The sequence below is a fragment of the Brevundimonas sp. genome, from assembly GCF_046295075.1.
GTDB lineage: Bacteria > Pseudomonadota > Alphaproteobacteria > Caulobacterales > Caulobacteraceae > Brevundimonas.
On the sequence record NZ_JBKBOC010000001.1, the window covers coordinates 47,514 to 65,790 of the forward strand.

At 66.1% G+C, this 18,277-nt stretch carries 20 protein-coding genes and 1 riboswitch; of the genes, 10 read left to right on the top strand and 10 right to left on the bottom strand.

Features of this window, described 5'->3' with window-relative positions:
- Positions 1-18 precede the first annotated feature (18 nt).
- Entirely contained in the window at positions 19-1,329 is a 1,311-nt protein-coding gene (locus tag ACK4MH_RS00265; protein WP_409713074.1) for a type VI secretion protein ImpB, read from the top strand.
- A gap of 176 nt (positions 1,330-1,505) precedes the next feature.
- Here ACK4MH_RS00265 and pncA read toward each other — a convergent pair whose 3' ends face one another.
- The 3 genes from pncA to ACK4MH_RS00280 form a co-directional block, all read right to left on the bottom strand.
- Positions 1,506-2,138: a bifunctional nicotinamidase/pyrazinamidase gene (gene pncA / locus ACK4MH_RS00270; protein ID WP_409713077.1), complete on the bottom strand. Its 633-nt coding sequence runs from the start codon at positions 2,136-2,138 to the stop codon at positions 1,506-1,508.
- Positions 2,138-3,103, bottom strand: coding sequence for a class 1 fructose-bisphosphatase (locus ACK4MH_RS00275; RefSeq protein WP_409713080.1), 966 nt, complete (start codon positions 3,101-3,103; stop codon positions 2,138-2,140). Before ACK4MH_RS00275 ends, pncA begins: the two co-directional genes overlap by 1 nt.
- Before the next feature lie 215 nt (positions 3,104-3,318).
- Entirely contained in the window at positions 3,319-4,356 is a 1,038-nt protein-coding gene (locus tag ACK4MH_RS00280) for an alpha/beta hydrolase (RefSeq protein WP_409713083.1), read from the bottom strand.
- A gap of 104 nt (positions 4,357-4,460) precedes the next feature.
- A riboswitch (glycine riboswitch) is annotated at positions 4,461-4,558 on the top strand.
- Between the two features lie 145 nt (positions 4,559-4,703).
- Here ACK4MH_RS00280 and gcvT point away from each other — a divergent pair.
- The 5 genes from gcvT to gcvPB all read left to right on the top strand — a co-directional run bounded on the left by gcvT (position 4,704) and on the right by gcvPB (position 9,708).
- Positions 4,704-5,819 carry a glycine cleavage system aminomethyltransferase GcvT gene (gcvT, locus tag ACK4MH_RS00285; protein ID WP_409713086.1) on the top strand — a complete coding sequence of 372 codons (1,116 nt, stop codon included), beginning with the start codon at positions 4,704-4,706 and terminating at the stop codon, positions 5,817-5,819.
- Between the two features lie 10 nt (positions 5,820-5,829).
- Positions 5,830-6,195, top strand: coding sequence for a glycine cleavage system protein GcvH (gene gcvH, locus ACK4MH_RS00290; protein WP_409713089.1), 366 nt, complete (start codon positions 5,830-5,832; stop codon positions 6,193-6,195).
- Positions 6,196-6,260: 65 nt separating this feature from the next.
- A complete protein-coding gene (gene gcvPA, locus ACK4MH_RS00295) occupies positions 6,261-7,607 on the top strand; it encodes an aminomethyl-transferring glycine dehydrogenase subunit GcvPA (RefSeq protein ID WP_409713093.1) in 1,347 nt (448 codons plus the stop codon).
- Positions 7,604-8,143: a surface-adhesin E family protein gene (locus ACK4MH_RS00300; protein WP_409713096.1), complete on the top strand. Its 540-nt coding sequence runs from the start codon at positions 7,604-7,606 to the stop codon at positions 8,141-8,143. Before gcvPA ends, ACK4MH_RS00300 begins: the two co-directional genes overlap by 4 nt.
- Entirely contained in the window at positions 8,140-9,708 is a 1,569-nt protein-coding gene (gene gcvPB / locus ACK4MH_RS00305) for an aminomethyl-transferring glycine dehydrogenase subunit GcvPB (protein WP_409713099.1), read from the top strand. Before ACK4MH_RS00300 ends, gcvPB begins: the two co-directional genes overlap by 4 nt.
- 137 nt (positions 9,709-9,845) lie before the next feature.
- Here gcvPB and ACK4MH_RS00310 read toward each other — a convergent pair whose 3' ends face one another.
- Entirely contained in the window at positions 9,846-10,451 is a 606-nt protein-coding gene (locus tag ACK4MH_RS00310; protein ID WP_409713102.1) for a TetR family transcriptional regulator, read from the bottom strand.
- A 70-nt stretch (positions 10,452-10,521) separates the two neighbouring features.
- On the opposite strand from ACK4MH_RS00310, the gene ACK4MH_RS00315 reads away from it, so the two are divergent.
- The 3 genes from ACK4MH_RS00315 to ACK4MH_RS00325 all read left to right on the top strand — a co-directional run bounded on the left by ACK4MH_RS00315 (position 10,522) and on the right by ACK4MH_RS00325 (position 12,677).
- A complete protein-coding gene (locus ACK4MH_RS00315; protein ID WP_409713105.1) occupies positions 10,522-11,466 on the top strand; it encodes an SDR family oxidoreductase in 945 nt (314 codons plus the stop codon).
- A 203-nt stretch (positions 11,467-11,669) separates the two neighbouring features.
- Positions 11,670-12,074, top strand: a complete 405-nt coding sequence (locus ACK4MH_RS00320) for a hypothetical protein (protein WP_409713108.1) — start codon at positions 11,670-11,672, stop codon at positions 12,072-12,074.
- 132 nt (positions 12,075-12,206) lie between these two features.
- Positions 12,207-12,677: a DUF6789 family protein gene (locus tag ACK4MH_RS00325; RefSeq protein ID WP_409713111.1), complete on the top strand. Its 471-nt coding sequence runs from the start codon at positions 12,207-12,209 to the stop codon at positions 12,675-12,677.
- A gap of 76 nt (positions 12,678-12,753) precedes the next feature.
- On the opposite strand, the gene ACK4MH_RS00330 is transcribed toward ACK4MH_RS00325, so the two are convergent.
- From ACK4MH_RS00330 to ACK4MH_RS00350, 5 genes are all read right to left on the bottom strand, one after another.
- The gene (locus ACK4MH_RS00330; protein ID WP_346496269.1) at positions 12,754-13,269 is read right to left on the bottom strand and encodes a F0F1 ATP synthase subunit B; all 516 of its coding nucleotides are present in this window, start codon (positions 13,267-13,269) and stop codon (positions 12,754-12,756) included.
- A complete protein-coding gene (locus ACK4MH_RS00335) occupies positions 13,269-13,841 on the bottom strand; it encodes a hypothetical protein (protein WP_135195077.1) in 573 nt (190 codons plus the stop codon). Before ACK4MH_RS00335 ends, ACK4MH_RS00330 begins: the two co-directional genes overlap by 1 nt.
- 68 nt (positions 13,842-13,909) lie before the next feature.
- Positions 13,910-14,134, bottom strand: coding sequence for a F0F1 ATP synthase subunit C (locus ACK4MH_RS00340; protein WP_008261286.1), 225 nt, complete (start codon positions 14,132-14,134; stop codon positions 13,910-13,912).
- A 57-nt stretch (positions 14,135-14,191) separates the two neighbouring features.
- Positions 14,192-14,977 (bottom strand): F0F1 ATP synthase subunit A, encoded by a 786-nt coding sequence (locus tag ACK4MH_RS00345; protein ID WP_135195076.1) that lies wholly within the window; start codon positions 14,975-14,977, stop codon positions 14,192-14,194.
- A gap of 6 nt (positions 14,978-14,983) precedes the next feature.
- On the bottom strand, positions 14,984-15,343 hold the full coding sequence (locus ACK4MH_RS00350) for an AtpZ/AtpI family protein (protein ID WP_409713116.1): 360 nt from the start codon (positions 15,341-15,343) through the stop codon (positions 14,984-14,986).
- A 250-nt stretch (positions 15,344-15,593) separates the two neighbouring features.
- Here ACK4MH_RS00350 and ispH point away from each other — a divergent pair, with 250 nt between their 5' ends.
- Positions 15,594-16,565, top strand: a complete 972-nt coding sequence (gene ispH, locus ACK4MH_RS00355) for a 4-hydroxy-3-methylbut-2-enyl diphosphate reductase (protein WP_409713119.1) — start codon at positions 15,594-15,596, stop codon at positions 16,563-16,565.
- A 96-nt stretch (positions 16,566-16,661) separates the two neighbouring features.
- Here ispH and ACK4MH_RS00360 read toward each other — a convergent pair whose 3' ends face one another.
- Positions 16,662-18,200, bottom strand: a complete 1,539-nt coding sequence (locus tag ACK4MH_RS00360; RefSeq protein WP_409713983.1) for an ATP-binding protein — start codon at positions 18,198-18,200, stop codon at positions 16,662-16,664.
- Positions 18,201-18,277 lie beyond the last annotated feature (77 nt).

Sequence of the window (18,277 nt, forward strand, 5' to 3'; positions counted from 1 at the left end):
TCCTGTTATGTTCTGCATATGAAGCAGGCGGAAATACAGGATCAAGACGACGCCGGCCTACGCTGGCTGTTCGTCGATCTGAACGCCTTCTTCGCCAGCGTCGAGCAGCAGATGAACCCGGACTGGCGGGGCAAACCCGTCATCGTCCGGCCGGCGATGAGCGAATACACCGGTGCCATCGCCGCCAGCTATGAAAGCAAGGCCTGGGGCGTCCATACCGGGATGCGGGTGTCGGAGGCGCGCAAGCTGTGCCCCGGCCTGATCGTCGCCGAGGCGCGGCCGGACCTCTATGTCGCGGTCCACAAGAAGATCATGGCCGAGATCGACCGCCATGTGCCGGTGTGGAAGGTCGGCTCAATCGACGAATGTTCGTGCGAACTGCTCGGCCCGGAGCGTCTGGAAGCGAACGCCGTGGCCCTGGCCCGGCGAATCCAGGCGGGCATTCTGGAGAATGTCGGCGACTGTCTGCGGTCGTCCGTCGGGCTGGCGCCGTCGCGGTTTCTGGCCAAGACCGCCTGCGGCATGAAGAAGCCTGCCGGGCTGACGATCCTGAGGGCGAATGAACTGCCCGGCCCGCTGCTGGACCTGCCGCTGTCGAAATATCCGGGCATAGGGTCGCGGATGCGACTGCGGCTGGAGGCGGCGGGCGTCACGGACACCGCCGGCCTGTGGGCCATGAGCGCCAAACAGGCGCGCGCGGTCTGGAACAGCATCGAGGGCGAACGCATCTGGCGCGGCCTGCACGGCCTGGACAGCGAGCCGACGCCGGAGAAGCCGCCCGCCTCCATCAGCCACAGCCACGTCCTGGCCCAGGCCATGCGGACCCCGGACAAGGCGCGCGCCGTGGCGCGGCGGCTGGTGGTCAAATGCGGAGCGCGGCTGCGGCGGATGGGTCTGACCGGGGCCAGCCTGACCCTGCATCTGGACATGGGGCCGAAGGCTGCACCGAGAAACGCCCGGCGGGGCTGGGAGACGGCGGCTATGAGTTGCGCCGTCGCGCCGACGCAGGACACCTTCGCCCTTCTGACCGCGCTGGACGGCCTGTGGCGCAAGGTGGAGCCTGAGCTGGAAGCCGGACGGCTGAGCTATGTCGGGGTCGGGGTTCATGGGCTGAAATCCCGCGACACCTTTGAAACTGACCTGTTCGATACCGGGCCGGACCAGGGCGGCGAGGCCCCGTCCCTGCGCCTGTCCCAGGCGCTGGACGCCCTCAATCGCCGCTATGGCAAGGACACCGTCAGCATCGGCCCCAAGGCGGGTCTGCCCGAATTCATCGGCGCCAAGATCGCCTTCACCCGCATCCCGGAGGCGGAGGATTTCTGGGAGTGAACCAACCTTTCGTCATCCTCCGGCAAGCCGCTTGCGGCGCAGACCGGGGGACCCAGCGGCGCCGAAGGCGATGTATCCACCGCACGGCTGTCAGCGAGCCCGTGACAGGTTCGCGCTCACGCGCGCCGCTGGGTCCCCGGTCTCGCTACGCTCGCCGGAGGATGACGAAAGAAAAATCAGCCGAAGAAAGTCTCGGCCATGATCTCCACCACCTCCAGCGCCCGGAAACTGTCCCGCGCCGCCGCCTGGGTCTGTGGGGCGATGGCGCGGCTGGCGTCGGAGATGACCACGGCCTCGAAGCCTTGCCTCACCGCGTCCTCGGCGGTGAAGCGGACGCAGTAGTCGAAGGCCAGGCCGGCCAGGAAGACCCGCGTCACGCCCAGTTGGCGCAGCAGGCCGCCCAGGCCGGTCGGCGTGCGGTGGTCGTTCTCGAAGAAGCCGGAGTAAGAATCGACCGCCGGGTTGTAGCCCTTGCGGATCACGGCCAGGGCCTTTTGCACCGTGGGCGCGACTTCGGGATGGAAGTCGGCGCCGGGCGAGCCCTGGATACAGTGATCCGGCCACAGCATCTGGGGGCCGTAGGCGACCTCGACCTCGGTGAAAGGGGCCGCGCCGGGGTGGTTGGAGGCGAACGAAATCTGGTCCGGGGTGTGCCAGTCCTGGGTCACAACCACCCGGTCGAACCGCTCGGCCAGCCGGTTGATCAGCGGCATGATCTCCGCCCCGCCCGCGACCGCCAGAGCGCCCCCCTCGCAGAAGTCGTTCTGCGGGTCGATGACCAGGAGGGCGTCTGTGGCGGCGATCTGCATCACACCCCTGCGTAGGTGTCGATCTCGTTGGCCGAGCCTAGGGCGACCGGGATGCGCTGGTGCAAATGCTCGGGCTGGATGTCCAGGATGGGCTGCACGCCGTCCGTCGTCGCCTTGCCGCCGGCCTGTTCGACCAGGAAGGCCATCGGATTGCCTTCGTACATCAGGCGCAGCTTACCCGGCTTGTTCGGCTCACGCTTGTCCCACGGATACAGGAAGACCCCGCCGCGCATCAGGATGCGGTGGACGTCGGCGACCATGGCGGCGACCCAGCGCATGTTGAAATTTTTGCCCCGCGGCCCGTCCGCGCCCTTCAGCAGGTCGCCGACATAGGTCTGCACCGGCTCGGACCAGTGGCGCAGGTTCGACATGTTGATGGCGAACTCCTTGGTGTCCGGCGATATGGCGATGGCGTCGTGGGTCAAGATCCAGTCGCCGTCGTTCGACAGGGTGAAGCCTTTCACCCCGGCGCCGGTGGTCAGGACCAGCATGGTCTGGGGACCGTAGAGGGCATAGAGGGCCGCGACCTGATTGCGGCCCGGCTGCATGAAGTCGGCCTCGGTCGGCGAAGGCGTGGCGGACTTCAGCACCGAGACGATGGTGCCGACCATGGCGTTGATGTCGATGTTGGACGAGCCGTCCAGCGGATCGAACAGGACCAGATAGTCGCCGGTTTGATGGGTCGCCGGCTGGACCTCGTCCATCTCCTCGGACGCGACGCCGGCGACGGCGGGGCTGGCCAGAAGGGCGTCGGTCAGCATGTCATTGGTCATGACGTCGAGCTTCTTCTGCTCCTCGTCCTGAACGTTGATCTGGCCCGAGGCGCCCAGAGCGCCGGCCAGGGCGCCGCCGGCCACGACCTTGCTGATTTGCGCACAGGTGGCGGCGACGACAGTCAGGACCGTCTTCAGCCCCTCAGGCGCGTCCAGGGCGGCGATATGGGCGTCGAGGCGGGTGCGGGTCATGCGGTCGATCCGGTTCTGGGCGTTGCGCCGTTCTTGGCGGGCGAGACGCGCCACCGCAAGACAGAAACCCTCTCCCATTGGGAGAGGGCTTGAGCCTCGGAGAGCCGCAGGCGATACGCAAGGCGAAAGGGTGAGGGTCGGATGGTGCGAATTGGCCCGCCACCCGGCCCTCATCCGGCCCTTCGGGCCACCTTCTCCCAAAGGGAGAAGGGATGTTAAATCGGCAGGATCGCCGTGCCGAACGCGCGCTTCAACTCATGTGCGGCGAAGGTCTGGGCCGCAGCCGCGTCCGGCACGACCGTCGCCATGCCGAAGAACTCGTGCGTCGAACCGTGGAAGGTCTTGTGGCGCACATCCACGCCAGCCTGTTCCAGCTTTTCGGCCAGCAATTCGCCCTCCGAACGCAGGGGGTCTATCTCGGCGCAGATGACCGTCGAGGACGGCAGGCCGGTCAGGTTCGCTTTTTCGACGATGTTGATGCGCGGATCCTGGGCGTCGGCCTCGCTGGCGAAGATGTGCTTCACGAACCACTTCATCATCGGCTTGTTCAGCGGCTTGGCGTCGGCGTTCTCGACGTAGGACTCATTGTCCATGTCCACCCCGGCGACCGGATAGACCAGCACCTGATGTTTCGGCGCCGGCAGGCCGGCGTCGCGCGCCATCATGGACACGCCGATGGCCAGGTTGCCGCCGGCGCTTTCGCCCATAACCGCCACCTTCTGCGGGTCGCCATTGAAGGTCTGGGCGTTTTCCAGCACCCAGCGATAGGCGGCCAGGGCATCGTCGTGGGCGGCGGGGAAAGGGTGTTCAGGGGCTTGGCGATAGTGGACCGAGACCACGATCACATCGGCCATCTTGGACACGCCGCGCGGGCCGCCGTCATAGACGTCCAAATCGGCGATCACGAAGCCGCCGCCGTGGAAATAGACCACGACCGGATGCAGCTTGTCCTCGGAATGGTCGTGCGGCTTGTAGATGCGGGCCTGGATCGGACCGGCGGCGCCGGGAATGGTGATGTCGGTCGTCTTGACGCCCAGATCGTCGCTGGGATCCTTGCCGTCCTTGCGCAGCAGGGATTTCACGGCGTCGGTCGGGGTCGGTTGCTGACGGGCCTCGGCCGGCGACAGGAACTCGATCGGTTTGCCGCCGAGAGACGCCAGTTCGTCCAGCACCTTCTGCATCGGGCCGTCGGCCTTGGCGGGGGTGTCACGCGGCTTGTCGTTGTCGCCGAACAGCTTGTCTATAATCGACATTTTGGGATTCCTGGGGTTCGATTGGGGCTCTTGACGACAACCCGCCCCACGCATCCTTGTTCCCCGACCGCTTGACTTGGAGCCGGAGTCGGTGGCTTAGGTCGAGTGCTCTCGCGGGAGAGTTCTTGACTGGGAAACCAGGCTCGACGCCGAAGGCGCAACCGCCCCGGAAACGCTCAGGCAAATGGACCGCGACAGCATACGGACGCTGGAAAGTCGCTCACGATGGGCGCGCCGACGGAGCAAGGCGACATGATTTGGTCGCCGGAATCTCTCAGGCTTCAGGACAGCGGGGGCGCGAAGACGGCGGAGCTCCGCCAACAAACGCGACCGTGAAAGCCTGAACCATGACCGATCAAGCCCTGAAGACCACGCCCCTGAACGCCGCGCACCGCGCCCTCGGGGCCCGGATGGTGGGCTTCGGCGGCTATGACATGCCGGTCCAGTATGAGGGCGTCCTGGCCGAGCACCGCTGGACCCGCGAACACGCCGGCCTGTTCGACGTGTCGCACATGGGCCAGTGCAAGATCACCGGCGAGGACGCGACCGCCCAGTTCGAGCGTTTCGTGCCCGGCGACTATGAAATCCTGAAGGCCGGCAAGCAGAAATACTCGCTGCTGCTGAACACCGACGGCGGCATCATCGACGACCTGATGGCCGGCCGTCCCGACCACGACGGCCTGTTCGTCGTCGTCAACGCCGGCAATAAGGACGAGGACTTCGCCTTCTGGGAAGCCAATCTTGAAGGCGACGCCAAGCTGACGGTGCTGGACCGCGCCCTGATCGCCATCCAGGGGCCGGAAGCCGCCGAGGTCATGGCGGCGCATGAGCCGATCCTGGCCGAGATGGGCTTCATGGAATGCGCCCGGCTGATGCTCTTCGGGGCCGACTGCTACGTTTCGCGCTCGGGCTACACCGGCGAGGACGGCTATGAGATCTCGGTGCCGGCGGATCAGGCCGAGCGGGTCTGGAACACCATTCTGGAAGACGCCCGCGTCAAGCCGATCGGCCTGGGCGCCCGCGACAGCCTGCGCCTGGAAGCCGGCCTGCCGCTGCACGGCCACGACATCGACCCGACGACCAGCCCGGTCGAAGGGGCGCTGACCTTCGCCCTGTCCAAGTCGCGCAAGCAGCGCGCCGACTTTAACGGCGCCGACCGCATCCTGAAGGAACTGGCTGACGGCCCGTCGCGCGTCCGCATCGGCCTGATCGTCAAGGAAGGCGCCCCGGCCCGCGAAGGCGCCGAGATCGCCGACATGGACGGTAACGTCATCGGCAAGGTCACCTCGGGCGGCCCCTCCCCCACCCTGGGCAAGAACATCGCCATGGGCTTCGTGCCGCCGGCCTATGCCGCGCTTGGCACGGACCTGAAGGTCATCGTGCGCGGCAAGACCGCCGCCGCCGAAGTCGTCGCCATGCCCTTCGTGGCGCAACGCTATTACCGCAAACCGAAGACCGTCTGAGGATCAGATCATGAAGTTCACCAAGGATCACGAGTGGGTCAGCCTGGACGGCGACATCGCCACCGTGGGCATTTCCAAACACGCAGCCGACGCCCTGGGCGACGTGGTGTTCGTGGAAGTGCCTGAAGTCGGCAAGACCGTCGCCAAGGGCGCCAGCTTCGCCGTGGTCGAGAGCGTCAAGGCCGCATCGGACGTCTATGCCCCCGTCTCGGGCGAAGTGGTCGAGTCCAACGACGCCCTGTCGACCGCGCCGGAAACCGTCAACGCCGCCCCGGAAGGCGACGGCTGGTTCGCCAAGATCAAGGTGTCGGACGCTGCCGAACTGGACGCCCTGATGGACCAGGCCGCCTACGACGCCTTCCTCGCCACCCTCTAAGACCCATCGGACCCGCTGATGAAGAGTCAGCGGGTCTTCGGCCTTTCACGGCCCAGGACAAGACCATGCGTTATCTCCCCCTGACGCCCGACGACCGCACGGCGATGCTCGCCGCCATCGGCGCGAAATCGATCGACGACCTGTTCGTGGACGTGCCCGAGGCGGCGCGGCTGGACGGGCCGGTGGATCTGCCGCGCGTGGCGGGCGAGATGGAGGTCGAACGCGCCCTGTCGGCCATGGCGGCCAAGAACGCCACGGCCGGCGCCGTGCCCTTCTTCTGCGGCGCAGGGGCCTACAAGCACCATGTCCCGGCGACGGTGGATCACGTGATCCAGCGCTCGGAGTTCCTGACCAGCTACACCCCCTACCAGCCGGAAATCGCCCAGGGCACGTTGCAGTACCTGTATGAATTCCAGACCCAGGTCGCGAACCTGACCGGCATGCCGGTGGCAAACGCCTCCCTCTATGACGGGTCGACCGCCATGGCCGAGGGCGTGCTGATGGCAACCCGCGTGACCCGCCGCAACAAGGCGGTGATCAGCGGCGGGGTCCACCCCCACTACGTCAAGGCGACCGAGACCGTGGTCCACGCCGTCGGCGTCGAGACACAAGTCCTGGCCCCGGCCTTCGACGCCGAGGCCGCCGTGATCGACCAGATCGGTCCCGACACCGCCTGCGTCGTCGTCCAGACCCCGAACGTCTTCGGCACGGCGACGGATGTCACCAGGATCGCCGAGGCCGCCCACGCCGCCGGCGCCCTGCTGATCGTCGTGGTCACAGAGGCCGTGTCCATGGGCCTGCTGAAGTCGCCTGGCGAGATGGGCGCCGACATCGTCGCGGCCGAGGGCCAATCGATTGGCAACGCCCTGAACTTCGGCGGCCCCTATGTCGGCCTGTTCGCCACGCGCGAGAAGCTGATCCGCCAGATGCCCGGCCGCCTGACCGGCGAGACCGTGGACGCCGACGGCGAGCGCGGCTTCGTCCTGACGCTGTCGACGCGGGAACAGCACATCCGCCGCGACAAAGCGACGTCGAACATCTGCACCAACTCGGGCCTCTGCACCCTGGCCTTCACCATCCACATGAGCCTGCTGGGCGAGACGGGCCTGCGCAAACTGGCCCTGCTGAACCACGAGAAGGCGGTCGCCACGCGCGACGCCCTGGCCGCCATCCCCGGCGTCGAAATCCTGACCTCGCGCTTCTTCAACGAGTTCGCGGTGCGCCTGCCGAAGAACGCGGCCGAGGTTGTGGATGCCCTGGCTGGGCACCATATTTTGGCGGGCGTGCCCTACAGCCGCCTGGCCCCCGACGCTGGTATGGATGACGTCCTGCTGGTCGCCGCGACCGAGACGACGCTGGATGCCGACATCCAGATCCTCGCCAAGAGCCTGTCGAAGGTGCTGGCGGGATGAAATTAGAAGTTGCCATTTGCGTCGGGATTCTAGGTTTCTGCCTAGTGACGACTGCGAGTGCGCAAGCGAATCGCGCCTCCCAACCTGCGTTGATTTCCGACGAAATAATCGGAAATGGTGAGGGCGACTGGGGGCCTGTTATCGAGTGGATTCAGAGGAACGTGCCTTCAGAAAACTTCGACGAGCTCGCAACGATGAACACGTCAATGGCGGTCTGGGTAGATTCAGGTTCGCTTGTTCGCACTGGATCGAATGTAAAAGCCTGGGTTCACATAGAGATCTTCTCAGAAGAAGGCGCTCAAGCAGCCGGATTCCGATCAATGATGTTGCTTCATGAATACCGCTGCGACACCCGGCAACAGCGTCAGCTAGCTGGCGCCAGTTATTCAGGCACTGATAGGTCGGGAATAGCCGACGAGTTCAATGAAAGTCGCCCTAGTGCTTGGCGCTTTATTCGTCCTGACCAAATCGACGACGAAATTTTAAACGCTGCCTGCAATGGCACCCGCATATTTGATGGAACAGCCGTCCAATGAGCACCATGAACACCGTCGGGCGCCCGACCGCCCCGAACCAAGTCCAGACCAAGCCCGCCACCCTGACCGGCGGTCGCGGACTGTTGCAGAACGAAGCCTTGATCTTCGAAGGCGACGGCTGGGGCAAGACCGGCGTCGACCTGCCGGAACCCAAGACTGACGGCTCCGACCTTGGCGACCTGGTCCGCAAGGATCCGATCGGCCTGCCCGGCCTGTCGGAGCCGGAAACCATGCGCCACTATGTGCGCCTGAGCCAAAAGAACCACGCCATCGACCTGGCCATCTATCCGCTGGGCTCGTGCACGATGAAGCACAACCCGCGCCTGAACGAGAAGATGGCTCGCCTGGCCGGCTTCTCGGACATCCACCCGCTGCAGCCGATCTCGACGGTGCAAGGCGCGCTGGAGCTGATGGATACGCTGGCCCACTGGCTGAAGACCCTAACCGGCATGCCCGCCGTGGCCCTGTCGCCCAAGGCCGGCGCGCACGGCGAACTGTGCGGGCTGATGGCGATCCGTGCGGCCCATGAGGCCTCGGGCCAGCATGAGAAGCGCCGCAAGGTGCTGGTGCCCACCAGCGCCCACGGCACCAACCCGGCCACCGCCGCCTTCGTCGGCTACACCGTCGTCGAGGTCGCCCAGACCGAAGACGGCCGCGTGGACGTGGCCGATCTGGCCGCTAAGCTGGGTGACGACGTGGCCGCCATCATGGTGACCAACCCCAACACCTGCGGCCTGTTCGAGCGCGACATCCTGGAGATCAGCCGCCTGACCCACGAAGCCGGCGCCTATTTCTACTGCGACGGCGCCAACTTCAACGCCATCGTCGGCCGGGTGCGTCCGGGCGACCTGGGCGTCGACGCCATGCACATCAACCTGCACAAGACCTTCTCGACGCCGCACGGCGGCGGCGGTCCGGGCGCGGGTCCGGTGGTGCTGTCCGAAGCCCTGGCGCCCTTCGCCCCGGCCCCCTGGGTCGTGCACGACGACAACGGCTATCGCCTGATCGAGCGCGAGGAGGACGAGGCGGTTCAGGCCTTCGGCCGTCTGTGCGCCTTCCAGGGCCAGATGGGCATGTATGTGCGCGCCCTGTCCTACATGATGTCGCACGGCGCCGACGGCCTGCGTCAGGTCGCCGAGGACGCGGTGTTGAACGCCAACTATATCAAGGCCCGCCTGTCGGACCTGATGTCGGCGGCCTTCCCCGACGGCCCCTGCATGCACGAGGCCCTGTTCGACGACGAATGGCTGAAGGGCACGGACATCACCACGCTCGACTTCGCCAAGGCGATGATCGACGAGGGCTTCCACCCGATGACCATGTATTTCCCGCTGGTCGTCCACGGCGCCATGCTGATCGAGCCGACGGAAACCGAATCCAAGGCCGAACTGGATCGCTTCATCCACGCCATGCGCCTGCTGGCCCAGGCGGCGAAAGCCGGCGACGTCGACCGCTTCAAGGGCGCCCCCTTCCACGCCCCCCTGAAGCGCCTGGACGAAACCCGCGCCGCCCGTTCGCCGGTCCTGCGCTGGTCGGCCCCGGCAGGCTCGAACCAGGCGGCGTAAACCTAAAGCCCCGTCATCCTAGGGCTTGTCCCTAGGATCCAGACTCCCGGTGTTTGACGAGAGTGCTCCCTGCGGACGCACCGGGAGCCTGAACCCTCGCCACAAGGGCGAGAATGACGTCGTTTAAACGGCGACCTCTAGCGTGCCGCCCGTCTCAGCGCCGCAAAGGCCGCGCGCCCGAACGTCTCCGGCGGTGCGTCTGGGCGGGCCAGCCAGGCGTCCAGCGACAGCTTCATGATGCTGACCGCCGTCCCGGCGACGACGCGGCAGGCGATGTCGTCGGACGCCAGGCCCTTGCGCGCCGCCAGGGCCTCGGCCAGCAGCCGCTCGACCTGTTCGTATTTGGCTTGGTCGCCCGCCCTCAACGAGGGTGTGCCGTGGATCAGGACGGCCACCGCCTTGGTCTCTTCGGACTGAGGTTGCTGGGCCAGATCGACCAGGGCGTTCTCCACCATGTCCAGCAGGGGTTCGTCCGCCGGCCGCGCGGCTATGGCGTCCGCGACTATTTGCGGAAACCCAGCCTTGGCCGAAAAGACGATCTCCTCCTTGGACCCGAAATAGTTCAGCAGGGTCCGGCGCGACACGTCCGCCGCCTGCGCCACATCGTCCAGGGTCGTCGCCTCGAACCCCCTGTCGAGGAACAGACGCATGCCCTCGGCCTGGATACGGGCGTGCGTCTCCAGCCGTTTGCGCTCGCGCAGGCCTTGATCGGCGGTAAGAATCTTTTCTTGCACTTCTTGCATATTTGCACCGGATGCAGATATGCAAGCCGGAACCCTTCGAGACAGCATGTTTAAGCGACAGGATAGCGAAATGACGACCTGGACCACAGACGATATTCCCGACCAAAGCGGCAAGCTTGTCATCATTACAGGCGCGACCGGTGGTCTAGGCCTGGAAACCGCCCTCGTACTGGCCGCAAAAGGCGCCGAAGTGGTGCTGGCCGCCCGCAATCCAACCAAGGGGGCCGAGGCCGAGCGGCTGATCCGCGCACGACATCCCGGCGCAGACGTGAGGTTTGACCTGCTGGACCTGGGCGACCTGTCCTCCATCGCCGCTTTCGCCGATCGCCAGCTTGAGGCTGGACGGCCAATCGACATCCTGATCAACAACGCGGGCGTCATGGCCCTGCCGAAACGACTGACCACGGCCGATGGCTTCGAGATGCAGTTCGGCACCAACTACCTGTCCCACTTCGCCCTGACGGGGCGGCTGCTGCCACTGCTCAGCGCAACCCATTCCAGGCATGAGGGGGCGCGCGTGGTGCAACTGTCCAGCATCGCCCACAGAGGCGGGCGCATCCGCCTCGACGATCCGAACTACGAAAAGACGGCCTACAAGCCATGGCCGGTCTATCAGCAGTCCAAGCTGGCCATGCTGATGTTCGCCATCGAACTGGACCGGCGCAGCCAGGCGCAGGGCTGGAAGCTGACCAGCGCGGCGGCCCACCCCGGCTTCGCCCGGACCGACCTGATCGCCAATGGTCCGGCCCAGTCGGGCGCGGGTGGATTGATGATGGCGGCGGGGCGACTGCTTCAGCCCTTCATCAGCCATTCCGCAGCAGACGGCGCCCTGCCGACGCTGCTGGCCGCCACGGGGCCCACCGTGAAGGGGGGCGACTACTATGGACCGCAACGCGTCATGGAGATGAAGGGACCGCCGGGCCCCGCCGAGATCAAGCCCCAGGCCCGCGACGCCGAGGTCGCGCGCCGGCTGTGGGCGGAATCCGAGCGTCTGACCGGCGTCCACTACGGCTGATCCGTGTCGCGTCGGCAACAGCCGGCGAACGACTGCGGTTCATGACCAAAGCTTCATTCGCCGGACACCGATCCGCCATCGACGCAGGGTCTTAAGAAGTTTGTGGCAAGGTCGTCACGGTCGTCTTTTCCTTTCCCGACGAGGGATCGCGCGGCCGTGGCGACCGTTGTCATAACGACCTCCCCTCCCCATCTGGCGTATCCGTGACCTCCCTCTCCGTTCTCCTCGCTCAGCCTTCGAAACCGCGCAGCCGCACGCTGCGTCTGGTGAAACGCTGGGCGCTGATGATCGGTGGCCTGTTTGTGGTGCTGCTGGGGATTTTGATCGCGCCCCTGCCGGGGCCTGGCGGGATTCCGGTCATCGCTGTGGGCCTGATGCTGATCCTGAAGAGCTCGTTCTGGGCCAAGCGCCAGTTCATCCGCGCCCAGTACGCCCGCCCCAAATGGGTCTATCCTTTCCGTCGCCTGATGCGGAAGAAGCCTGAGTTCGCGCCCGTCTTCTGGCAACAGGCCCTTCGCGCCGAAAAAGTGGTGGTTAAGCGATCCGGTCGTCGCCTGTCGCGCGGCCGCAAACAGGTGCGGCGTTATTTCCGCAAGCTGTTCCGCTAGTTAGCGGATATTGTTGCGGTTGCGTTGCTGCAACCGCTAACCACGGCAACGTGAACGCAGTCCTCCCCAGTCAGGCGTATCCTGTCAGCGCGTTATCAGAGAACCACTCATGCGTTGGGAGGCGCTAAGGTCATGATGTCACGCGTACAAAAGGGTCTGATCGCCGGGTTTGCGGCGACCATGGCCGTATCCTTGCTCGAAATACCCAATCTGTTCCTCAACTGGTTCGATCCCTTCCAAGGGGTCATCGCCAGCATGATGGGCATGCCTGGAAATCTGGCCGCCGGGTGGGTGGTCCACGTCATCAGCGGCGTCTTCATCCTGGGGCCGCTGTTCGCCATCCTGTGTCCCCGACTGCCGACCGATACGCCCGAGACCAAGGGCATCGTCTTCGCCGTCGGCGCCTGGGTGCTGATGATGGCGGTGATCGTCATGTTCGGAAACTACCGAACCTTCACGGCCGGCGCCGGCTTCGGCACCTTCGCCTGGCTGCTGATCACCCACGCCGTGTTCGGCATCGTGCTGGGCAATGTCTATGCCCGGCTGGTGGCGCGCGACAAGCGTATGGGCGCCACGATCATCGGCGGCGCACACGCCCACTGACCACGGCTTGAGCGCCCAAGAAAAAGGCCCCCAACGGCGACGTCGGGGGCCTTGTTTCATTCAGCGTGAGTGCGGATCAGTTCAGGCGATCGCCGATCTGGGCGATGGCGCTGTCCAGCAACGGATCCTTGGCGCCGCTGGCGATGCGGGCGGTCAGGATCTGTTCGGCGGTCTTGGCGGCCAGGTCGGCGGCGGCGGCCTTGACCTCGGCGGAGGCCTGGGCCTCGGCCTGGGCGATACGGGTCTCGGCCATCTTCTGGCGACGGGCCAGGGTCTCTTCCAGCTTGGCCTTGGTCTCGACTTCCAGACGACGGGCGTCGGCCTCGGCCTGAGCCATCATCTCGGCGGCCTGGGCCTCGGCCTCGGCCTTTTCCTTACGGATCTGGACCAGCAGGGCCTCGGCCTCGGCGCGCAGACGGGCGGCCTCGTCCAGGTCCGCCTGGATCTTGGCGGCCTTGGCGTCCAGGGCCTTGGCGGCGATCTTGGGCACGCCGGCGGCGACCAGGATGCCGAAGAACAGGATCAGGCCGATGCCGACCCAGATCTCCGCATTGGCGAAGCTCCAGATGCCGTGTTCGAAGATCAGGTTCATCAGGCGGCTCCCTTGACGGCAGCCAGCTCGGCTGCGGTCGCGGCCTTGCCGGTCAGACGCTCGACCATGGCGGCGGTCGTGTCGGAGGCGATGGTGGAGACATTGGCCATGGCGGCGTCGCGCGTCTTGCCGATGGAGGCCTCGGCCTCGGCGATGCGCGCGTTGACGATCGCTTCTTCCGCAGCCTGGCGGGCGTTGGCGTCCTCGGTCACGCGGGCCTTGGCGGCGGCGGCCATCGAACGGGCGTCGGCGCGGGCCTTGGCGACTTCGGCCTGAGCGAGAGCGGCCTGTTCGGCGGCCTCGGCCTGGACCTGACGCGCGGTGGCGACGGCGGTGGAAATGGTGTCGGCCCGTTCGTCCATCACCTTGCGAAGGCGTGGCGCGAAGACCTTGGAGACCAGCAGATACAGGACGACGAACAGGATCAGCAGATAGCCGATCTGGCCCGCCCAGTGTTCGAACTGGAATTGCGGCAGGCCGCCCGAGCCGTGCTCGGCGGCGGTCGCCGTCTCGGCGTGCAGGTCCGCTTCGACCGAAGCCGGGACTGCATGGTTGGATTGGGTGCTGGCCATGAACCGTCTACTGCAGGATCAGATGAAGCGGCGCGCGGGCGAACCCCGCGCGCCGTAATCGGCTGATATCAGCCGAAGATCATCAGGATGCCGAGCACGAAGGCCAGGATGCCCAGGGCTTCGGCAAGGGCGGCGCCCACGAACAGGTTGCCGACTTGACCGGCAGCGGCCGACGGGTTGCGCAGGGCGCCGGCCAGGAACTGACCGAAGATGTTGCCCACGCCCAGGGCCGAACCGATCATGCCCAGGGTTGCGAGACCGGCACCGATGTATTTGGCGGCTTCAGCGTCCATGATTGTATTCCTAGATTAAAGTCGTTGGTGGTTGGGGTGAAGAGACTGGTCCGGCCCTTAGTGGGCGTGGTCCAGGTTGACCACATCATTCAGATAGATGCAGGCCAGAACGGCGAAGACGAAGGCCTGGAGGAAGGCCACGAGGAACTCCAGCGCGGTCAGGGCGACGACCATGCCCAGCGACAGGGCCGCGACCGGGAAGGCCAGCAGACCGATGCCGCCGCTCAGGCCCAGCATGCCCAGGGACACGACGAAGCCGGCGAAGATCTTCAGCGCCACGTGACCGCCCAGCATGTTGCCGAACAGACGAAGCGCCAGGGTGACCGGACGCAGCAGGAAGGAGACGAACTCGATCAGGCCGACGACGGGGCGCAGCGCCAGCGGCGCGCCCATGGGCCAGAACAGCTTGAAGAAGCCCAGGCCGTTCTTGGCGAAGCCGACCACCAGCACCAGACCGAAGGTGATCAGGGCGAAGGTGACCGTGATGGCCAGTTGCGACGTCGCCGTGAAGGTCAGGAACAGACCCAGGATGTTCATGCCCAGGATCAGCGTGAACAGGGTGAAGACGAACGGGAAATATTTGCGGCCTTCGTGACCGATTATGGAATCGGCCAGGTTGTCGATCAGGCCGAACATGCCCTCGCCCGCCGATTGCAGGCGCCCCGGCACGATCTTGGCGTTCGACGTCACGGCGGCCAGGAAGCCGACGATCACCACGAAGGCGGCCGTCATGGCGATGTGCGAATTGGTGATCGCCAGATCGACCACGCCCAGAACAGGCAGGGTCACGTCAGGAAGGTCGATGACCTTCTGAATCTGAAACTGATGAATCGGATCGGCCATGAAGCCCTATCGTTCCCCGTCTTCGTCGGCCTCGACATAGGGTTCGGCCGAAGCCGACGTTCCCAACGCCTTTGCCTGCGCCATCAGCCGGTTGGCTGTGCGACGCGCCATGTAAATCGACAAGGCGAAGCCCAGAAGGACCCCGCCGATCAAACCCCACGGACGGATCCCAAGGACCCAATCCGCGATCGCCCCGAACGCCAGACCCACCAGGACGCCGCCGAGAAGCTCGGCGATGATCTTGTAGGCCTGACCCGACACCTGATGGCCGGTCAGCTCGGCGGATTTCTCCGCCGTCGTCCGCGCCTCCAATGCGGATGCGCTGTCTTGGAGGCGTTTGATCGCCTCTTCGCGCGATTCCGGCATGGGGGATAGGACCTGTGCGCTCAGCGTCCGGACGGTGCGTCCGAACGGGTCTGAATTCGGCGCGGAAACTAATCGTGAGCGGCCCATAGGTCAAGGCGTCGTGATCACGCTCTAAACCGTTGTAGAACTTCAACTTTCGCCGCCTGTGGACAAGCCGTGACGATGCGCCGCTGTTCACGACGACAGAATCCCGCCCGTCGCGACACGGGTCCGATGGCGATCAGCGCCGCAAACGACTAGGTTCACGGCCATGAATGCGCATGTTCCTCCCCCCGCCGCTCCGCTTCGCCCGATTTCGGTGAGGTTGGCGACGCCGCGCGGTTTCTGCGCCGGGGTGGACCGGGCGATCCAGATCGTCGAGCGGGCCATCGAGAAGTTCGGCGCCCCTGTCTATGTGCGCCACGAGATCGTCCATAACCGCCACGTCGTCGAGCGGCTGAAGGCCATGGGCGCGGTCTTCGTCAAGGAACTGGACGAATGCCCGGACGACCGTCCGGTCGTCTTTTCGGCCCACGGGGTGCCCAAGTCGGTCCCCGCCACCGCCCGGGCGCGCGAGCTGGTGTTCCTGGACGCCACCTGCCCTCTGGTGTCCAAGGTCCATGTCGAGGCCGAGCGCCATCACGCCGCAGGCAAGCACATCATCCTGATCGGCCATGCGGGCCACCCTGAGGTGGTCGGCACCCTGGGCCAGTTGCCGCAGGGCGCCATCAGCCTGGTCGAGACCGAGGCCGACGCCGAATCGTTCGAACGCCCCGGCGACGCCCCCCTGGCCTATGCGACCCAGACCACCCTGTCGGTGGACGACACTGCGGGCATCCTGAAGGTGCTGAAGCGCCGCTTTCCCGAACTGCCCGACCCGCACAAGGAAGACATCTGCTACGCCACCACCAACCGCCAGGATGCGGTCAAGGCGCTGGGTGAGGGCTGCGAGCTGGTGCTGGTGGTGGGGTCCAAGAACTCGTCCAACTCGGTGCGGCTGGTCGAGGTGGCGATGCGCGCCGGCGCCGGCGCCGCCTATCTGGTGGACGATGCGTCCCAGGTGGACTGGATCTGGTTCGACGGGGTCCAGACCGTCGGCGTCACCGCCGGCGCCTCTGCGCCCGAGCCGCTGATCGAGGGCCTGGTGGACGCCATCCGCGCCCGGTTCGACGCCACGGTGACGGAAGACGACGGCGCCCGCGAGACCGTGACCTTCAAACTGCCGCGCCTTCTGACGGCCTAAATCGCTAACCCGCTGGGCGCGATGAAGTCCATCTCGTTTCAAATCCCGTCACCCTCGGGCTTGTCCCGAGGGTGACGGAAGTGGTTGGTGCAGAACCTACTCGACAGCCTGCAAAGGCAGGGCGACGCGAAAGGTGCTGCCGACGCCGGGCGCGGTCACGACCTCGATCTTGCCGCCCATCAGCGCGGCCAGGCCATGCGCCGCCGTAAGGCCCAGCCCCAGGCCCTCGGCTGTGCGGGTATTGCTCTCGTCGCCCTGGGTGAAGGCGTCGAACAGGCGCGTCGCCGCCTCTGGCTCCATGCCGGGGCCAGTGTCCTCGACCTCCAGCACCAGTTGATCGCCGGCGACGGCCCGCAGGGTGATCTGGCCCGTCCGGGTGAACCGCACGGCGTTGTCGCTCAACGCCGCCATTAGTTTCTCGACATGAACCGGATCGCCCAGCCATTCGCCCTCGGCGGCCTCGACCGTCATCTTCAGGCCCTTGGCCTGCGCTGCGCCGTTGAAGTCGTTGGCGACACGCCGCAGCAGATTGTCGGGCCGGAACGGGCGCGTCTCCAGCGTCACCGCCCCGTCGCGCAGCCGCACCACATCCAGCAACTCCTCGACCAGCCGCAGTTGCTGACGACCCGACGCCTTCAGGATTTCCAGCCTGTCTCGCTGCTGGGGCGTGACCAGATCCGCCCCGATCACCTCGGCCATGCCCAGCACCCCGTTCAGCGGCGTGCGCAGTTCGTGGCTGACGTTCGACAGGAACCGGGTCTTGGCCTGGTTCGCCGCCTCGGCCCGCTCCAGCGCCGCCGACAGGGCGACCTCGGACGCCCGCAGACGGCGCACATCGGCGGTCGTGTTCCAGAACAGGGACGCCGCGCCCACGATCAGAACCACGACCAACACCAGCAGCAGAGGCCCGGCCCGCGTCAGGATCTGATAGCCTGGTCGTTCCGGCGCCCAGACGACGCGACCCAACAGATCGCCGCCGTCGCCGCGCACATCGACGCCGATCATGCCCTGGGGCGGCGCGGCGTCACCGGGCTGGAAGTGAATACGATCCAGCGCCAGTCGCGTCCTCAACAGATCCAACTCGGCCAGGAAGGGCTTGAACGAGGCGACGACCGGATCGGACGCCGGCGTCGCACCCAGGGCCGTATGTCGCACGACGGTCGAGGCGCCCAGCACATAGACGGCGTCGCCCACCCGCACGAAGGCGGCCTTCAGACGAACGCCTGCGTCCGCAGTCACCGAATGGTCGCGACCAGCGGCTTGTGCGCGCAACCGATCCACCAAGGGTCGGGCAGCGCGCGCGAATGGATCGCCGGCTTCGGCGCTGGCCGGTCGGGCCTCAGTGCTGATGCGGAACAGCCGACCCGTCGCGTCATAGCCCAGGGTGAAATGGTGCTTGTGCTGGACGGCGTAGAAGGCGCCCATGGTGCGATCGTACCAGGGCACGTCGCCCGTCGCCATGTGATCGACCGCCTCGTCCCAGACCGAAGCCGTGGTCAGGTTCTCGCCGATGATTTCCAGCGCCCGCGTCAAGCGCAGCTGCACCAGCGCCTCTTCCTTGCGGGCCTGGTGGGCATCGATGCCCTGGCTGACCGTGCCAAGAACGCCAGCCATGCCGATGATGGACGACAGCATCAGGATCACCGCGATCCTGAACGTGCTCCATGCCCGCCAACCCGTTTTCGATATCACGCCACTCATAAAGTTGAGCT

What these genes read in the sequence shown, in the direction of transcription:
- ACK4MH_RS00265 (WP_409713074.1), top strand. Translation starts at nt 19, where the DNA reads ATGAAGCAGGCGGAAATACAGGATCAAGACGACGCCGGCCTACGCTGG.
- pncA (WP_409713077.1), bottom strand. Translation starts at nt 2,138, where the DNA reads ATGCAGATCGCCGCCACAGACGCCCTCCTGGTCATCGACCCGCAGAAC.
- ACK4MH_RS00275 (WP_409713080.1), bottom strand. Translation starts at nt 3,103, where the DNA reads ATGACCCGCACCCGCCTCGACGCCCATATCGCCGCCCTGGACGCGCCT.
- ACK4MH_RS00280 (WP_409713083.1), bottom strand. Translation starts at nt 4,356, where the DNA reads ATGTCGATTATAGACAAGCTGTTCGGCGACAACGACAAGCCGCGTGAC.
- gcvT (WP_409713086.1), top strand. Translation starts at nt 4,704, where the DNA reads ATGACCGATCAAGCCCTGAAGACCACGCCCCTGAACGCCGCGCACCGC.
- gcvH (WP_409713089.1), top strand. Translation starts at nt 5,830, where the DNA reads ATGAAGTTCACCAAGGATCACGAGTGGGTCAGCCTGGACGGCGACATC.
- gcvPA (WP_409713093.1), top strand. Translation starts at nt 6,261, where the DNA reads ATGCGTTATCTCCCCCTGACGCCCGACGACCGCACGGCGATGCTCGCC.
- ACK4MH_RS00300 (WP_409713096.1), top strand. Translation starts at nt 7,604, where the DNA reads ATGAAATTAGAAGTTGCCATTTGCGTCGGGATTCTAGGTTTCTGCCTA.
- gcvPB (WP_409713099.1), top strand. Translation starts at nt 8,140, where the DNA reads ATGAGCACCATGAACACCGTCGGGCGCCCGACCGCCCCGAACCAAGTC.
- ACK4MH_RS00310 (WP_409713102.1), bottom strand. Translation starts at nt 10,451, where the DNA reads ATGCAAGAAGTGCAAGAAAAGATTCTTACCGCCGATCAAGGCCTGCGC.
- ACK4MH_RS00315 (WP_409713105.1), top strand. Translation starts at nt 10,522, where the DNA reads ATGACGACCTGGACCACAGACGATATTCCCGACCAAAGCGGCAAGCTT.
- ACK4MH_RS00325 (WP_409713111.1), top strand. Translation starts at nt 12,207, where the DNA reads ATGATGTCACGCGTACAAAAGGGTCTGATCGCCGGGTTTGCGGCGACC.
- ACK4MH_RS00330 (WP_346496269.1), bottom strand. Translation starts at nt 13,269, where the DNA reads ATGAACCTGATCTTCGAACACGGCATCTGGAGCTTCGCCAATGCGGAG.
- ACK4MH_RS00335 (WP_135195077.1), bottom strand. Translation starts at nt 13,841, where the DNA reads ATGGCCAGCACCCAATCCAACCATGCAGTCCCGGCTTCGGTCGAAGCG.
- ACK4MH_RS00340 (WP_008261286.1), bottom strand. Translation starts at nt 14,134, where the DNA reads ATGGACGCTGAAGCCGCCAAATACATCGGTGCCGGTCTCGCAACCCTG.
- ACK4MH_RS00345 (WP_135195076.1), bottom strand. Translation starts at nt 14,977, where the DNA reads ATGGCCGATCCGATTCATCAGTTTCAGATTCAGAAGGTCATCGACCTT.
- ACK4MH_RS00350 (WP_409713116.1), bottom strand. Translation starts at nt 15,343, where the DNA reads ATGCCGGAATCGCGCGAAGAGGCGATCAAACGCCTCCAAGACAGCGCA.
- ispH (WP_409713119.1), top strand. Translation starts at nt 15,594, where the DNA reads ATGAATGCGCATGTTCCTCCCCCCGCCGCTCCGCTTCGCCCGATTTCG.
- ACK4MH_RS00360 (WP_409713983.1), bottom strand. Translation starts at nt 18,200, where the DNA reads ATGCTGTCGTCCATCATCGGCATGGCTGGCGTTCTTGGCACGGTCAGC.